Origin of the sequence: Mesorhizobium sp. M7D.F.Ca.US.004.03.1.1 (assembly GCF_003998635.1) — a bacterium.
Taxonomy (GTDB): Bacteria; Pseudomonadota; Alphaproteobacteria; order Rhizobiales; family Rhizobiaceae; genus Mesorhizobium; species Mesorhizobium loti.
In genome coordinates this window covers 1-4,214 of record NZ_RZQG01000533.1, presented here as the reverse complement: position 1 = coordinate 4,214, position 4,214 = coordinate 1, and the positions used below count along the sequence as shown (strand labels likewise).

5 protein-coding genes and 1 pseudogene are annotated in these 4,214 nt (G+C 64.1%); 1 reads left to right on the top strand and 5 read right to left on the bottom strand.

Going from position 1 to position 4,214, the window contains the following annotated elements; all coding sequences use genetic code 11:
• On the top strand, positions 1–257 hold a 257-nt coding region (locus tag EN935_RS24715), incomplete at its 5' end, for an ester cyclase (protein ID WP_127373698.1).
• A 7-nt stretch (positions 258–264) separates the two neighbouring features.
• Here the strand turns inward: EN935_RS24715 and EN935_RS24710 are convergent.
• From EN935_RS24710 to EN935_RS40910, 5 genes and pseudogenes are all read right to left on the bottom strand, one after another.
• Complete coding sequence (locus tag EN935_RS24710) at positions 265–1,032, bottom strand: dipeptide/oligopeptide/nickel ABC transporter ATP-binding protein (RefSeq protein WP_109660356.1); 768 nt, start codon at positions 1,030–1,032, stop codon at positions 265–267.
• Entirely contained in the window at positions 1,029–2,018 is a 990-nt protein-coding gene (locus EN935_RS24705; RefSeq protein ID WP_109660354.1) for an ABC transporter ATP-binding protein, read from the bottom strand. Before EN935_RS24705 ends, EN935_RS24710 begins: the two co-directional genes overlap by 4 nt.
• Positions 2,018–2,860, bottom strand: a complete 843-nt coding sequence (locus EN935_RS24700; RefSeq protein WP_109660351.1) for an ABC transporter permease — start codon at positions 2,858–2,860, stop codon at positions 2,018–2,020. Before EN935_RS24700 ends, EN935_RS24705 begins: the two co-directional genes overlap by 1 nt.
• Positions 2,857–3,822, bottom strand: coding sequence for an ABC transporter permease (locus tag EN935_RS24695; protein WP_164757555.1), 966 nt, complete (start codon positions 3,820–3,822; stop codon positions 2,857–2,859). The genes EN935_RS24700 and EN935_RS24695 overlap by 4 nt, the downstream gene beginning before the upstream one ends.
• A gap of 72 nt (positions 3,823–3,894) precedes the next feature.
• A pseudogene (locus tag EN935_RS40910) lies at positions 3,895–4,214 on the bottom strand (ABC transporter substrate-binding protein); the annotation flags it as partial.

Below are 4,214 nucleotides of genomic sequence, written 5' to 3'. Positions count from 1 at the left end.
GGTATCGCAAGATGCTGGAGCGGGATTTTTCGGAGATTCCGGACCTCTATTTCGACATCCAGCTGCTGATCTCGGACACGCCCTTCATAGCCAGCCGGCTTCAGTTCAACTGCACGCCGATCGGAACCTTCCTTGGCCTGCCCATCAACGGCCGGAAAGTGTCCTTCAGCGAGAACGTCTTCTATGAATTTCTCGACGGCAGGATCAGGCATGTCTGGTCGGTGATCGACAAGGCCGCCATCGAAGCTCAGCTTTAGCCAGCTTTCAGCCCGTCGGTTTGGACTGCGTGACACCAGGCCACGCGGCCAGCAATTCGCGCGTATAGGCTTCCCGAGGTGATTTGAACAGCGATCCCACTTCACCGCCCTCGACCACCTTGCCGGCGCGCATGACGACGGCGTTTTCGGCAATCAGGCGCACGATCGCCAGATTGTGGCTGATGACCACCAGCGTGATGTTGTCCGACCGCCTGATGTCCTGCAGCAGATTGAGCAGGTCGCCCTGCACGGAGACGTCGAGACCGGCGGTGGGCTCATCGGCAATCAGGATCGACGGCTTCATCAGCAACGCCCGCGCGATCGCCACGCGCCGCGCCTGGCCGCCGCTAATCTCGTGCGGGTATTTGTCGATGACACCTGGCGGCAGGCCAAGCCGGTTCAGGATGACACGCAGCCGCTCATGCATTGCGGCATGCGGTTCCCTCAGCACCGTGCCGACCTCGTTCATCAGCGTGCGGATGCGGCTGCGCGGCGACAGCGAAGCAGCCGGATCCTGGAAGATCGGCTGGATGAAGCTGGCGCGTTGCTTGAGCGCCGCACGGCTGTGCACCAGCGGATTGCCGAGAATGCGAATCTCGCCCTGGTCAAGCTTCTGCAGGCCGAGAACGGCACGCATCAGCGTCGTCTTGCCGGAACCGGATTCGCCGACGATGCCGAAACACGTGCCTTGCGGGATGGCCAGCGACACGCCGTCGAGCGCGGCGGTCTCGCCAAAGCGCAGTTGCGCATTGCTGATCGAGATCGCGTCGGTCATGGCGTCGCCAACCGAAGGCAGCGGGCCCTGTGCTCGGCCTCGTTGCCGACCGGATAATCGCCGGGGTTGATAACGGCGCAATCGTCGAAGGAAACATCGCAGCGTCCGTTGAAGATGCAGCCGGGCGGCCGCCGGCGCGGGTCCGGCAGGTCGCCTGATATCACCGTGAAGCGGTTCTCCGAGGCATCGGCTTGGCGCTCGCGGTCGATCGGCACCTCGCAGTCGAACAGCATGCGCGTATAGGGATGGCCGGGCTGGCGCTGCACTTGTCTCACTGTGCCGCTTTCCAGTCTTTCGCCGGCATAGAGCACCGAAAGCCTGTCGCAATATTCGGTGACCAGGCCGAGGCTGTGGGTGATCAAAAGCACCGCGCAGCCGATGCGGTCGCGCAGGCCGATGATCTCACGCATTATCTGCGCCTCGACGGTGACATCGAGCGCCGTCGTCGGCTCGTCGGCGATCAGCAGCGCCGGTTCGGACAGCAGCGCCATGGCGATCACGACGCGCTGGCGCATGCCGCCGGACAGTTCATGCGGATACTGGTTCATCCGCCGCCGCGGGTTGCTGAGCTTGACCTTGTCGAGCGCATCTTCGGCCATCCCGACCCGGGCTTTGCGGTCGCTGCCGGGTGAGCGCCGGCGCAGCACTTCGCACAGCTGCGTGCCGATGGTGAACACTGGATTGAGCGACATCATCGGGTCCTGGAAGATCATCGCCATGCCGCGACCGCGCAACGCCGCCGTCGCATTGCGCTTCGTCAGGTCGAAGCTTTTGCCGTCGATCGTCGCCGTACCCGAGGTGACCTTGGCATTGTTGGCGAGCAGGCCCATCAGCGCGAAGGCGACGGTCGATTTTCCGCTGCCGGATTCGCCGACCAGCCCGAGCAATTCGCCCTTTTCTATGTCCAGCGACACGCCACGCAGCGCATGCGCGGTGCCTTGCGGCAGGCTGTAGTCGACCGACAGGTTGCGCAGCGAAATCGCCATCAGCGCACCCCCGCCGACTTCGGGTCGATGACGCGCCGCAGCGCTTCGCCGAGCAAGGTGGCGCCGAGCGTGGCGATGGCCAGCACAAGGGCTGCGGCAACAGTCGGCCACCAGGACTGGTTGATCGAGATGAAGCCGTCCTTGATCAGCGTGCCGAGCGACGATTTCGGCGGTTGCACGCCAAAGCCGAGGAAGGAGAGCGAAGCTTCGAAGGCGATCACCACAGGCAGGTTCATGCTGGCCAGCACGATGATCGGGCCGGCGACATTGGGCAGGTAGTGCCTGACCACGATGGTGACGGGATGGACGGCCAGCATGCGTTCGGCCTCGATGAAGCTCAGGGTGCGCAAGGTCTGGGCGCGGGCGCGCGCCATGCGGCCGAATTGCGGAATGAAGACGACGGTGACCAGAAGCACGAAGGTGGCCGAGCCCTTGCCGTAGAGCGCGATCAGCGCGAAGGCGAGGATGAGCGGCGGGAAAGCGTTGACGATGTCGAACACCGCCGTCACCGCCCGGTCGACCCAGCCCCCGGCGATGCCAGCGACAATGCCGATCAGCGAGCCTATGACCGACGAGATGACGACGATCATCACCGCCAGCGTCAGCGCATAGCGCGTGCCGACCGAGGTGCGCGCCATCAGGTCGCGGCCGAGATTGTCGGTGCCCAGAAGATGCATCACGCCCGGCGGCGCGAAGCGGGCCTTGATGTCGATGGCGTTCGGGTCGGGGCTGACCAGCGGTCCAACCAGCGCGAACACCAGGATGAGACACGTGAAGGCCAACCCAAGCCGGCCGTCGCGTTCCGAACAGATGCGTTTGAGCGTCGCGACCAGTCCGCTCATCCGCGGCCCACCGCGATGCGCGGGTCGAGCAGCGCGTTGATCATGTCGACCACCAGATTGGCGACGATGTAGAAGGCGACGATGAACACCACACAAGCCTGCACGACGGGGTAGTTGCGCTGGGCGATCGAATTGAAGATCAGGCTGCCGATGCCGGAGCGGGCGAAGATGATCTCGACGACGACCGAGCTGCCGATCAGGTCGCCGAGCCCGATGCCGAGGATGGACACCACCGGCACCAGGGCGAGCTTCAGCGCGTAGAGGCCGACGATGCGGTATTCGGAAACGCCATAGGCGCGCAGCGTGCGCACATGCAGTTCGGCCAGCGTGTCGAGCAGTGCGGCGCGCACAAGCCGCGAGATATAGCCGACCCAGCCGAGCGCCAGCGCCACGCTGGGCAAGATCAGATGCCGCAGCCGGTCCATGATGTCACCGGGGTTGCCGGCGCCCGCCACCGGCAGCCAGTGCAGACCGATGGCGAAGATCAGGAACAGGATCACCGAGACCACCAGGGTCGGCGTTGTGATGAAGGAGATCGACAGCAACGCCAGGCCGCTGTCGAGCCAAGAGCCCGGTTTCAGTGCAGCGATGACGCCGATCGGAATGCCCACAACCAGAGCCAGCGCCAGGGCACTGAAGGCAAGCGCCAGCGTGTTGGGAATGACATCGAGCACGATGTCGAGGATCGGCCGGTGCGAAACGACATCCTCGCCGAAATTGCCGGTTGCGGCACGGCTGGCGAACAACCAGAGCTGCTCGACCATGCTGCGGTCGAGACCCATGTCATGGGTGATCTGGGCGCGCAGCTCCGGCGTCGCTCGCGGGCCGAGCATCACCGAGGTGAAATCCCCCGGCACCAGGCGCACCATCAGGAACAGCAGCAGCGTGGCGCCGGCGATGGTCAGCACCACCGACGCCAGACGGCTGGCGATGAAAGCAGCGGTCCGTTGCGACCTGGTCATGAACGCTCCGGGTCCGGCCCGCCACATCTGGTCATCTGGTCAACCACCCCTCCCAGGTCCACCGGTTTGACCTCACGCCTTGTCGAAGAACTCGAACTGCCAGTCCTTGCCATTGGGCAGGAACATCGGCTTCAGCCAGGCCGCGTCGACGAAGAAGTTGCGGCCATGCGTGATCCAGATGCAGGAGGCCGATTCATCGAGCAGCTTCTGCATGTTGATATAGATCGCCTCGCGCTTGGCCTTGTCCAGCGTCTCCAGCCCTTCCTGGTGGAGCTTGTCGAATTCGGGACTGTTCCAGCGCTGCCAGTTCCACAGGCCGATCTGGCTGGCGAGGAACCATTGCGTCTGGAAGCTCGGGTCGAATTTCGACGTGTAGGGAATGAGCGTCAGTT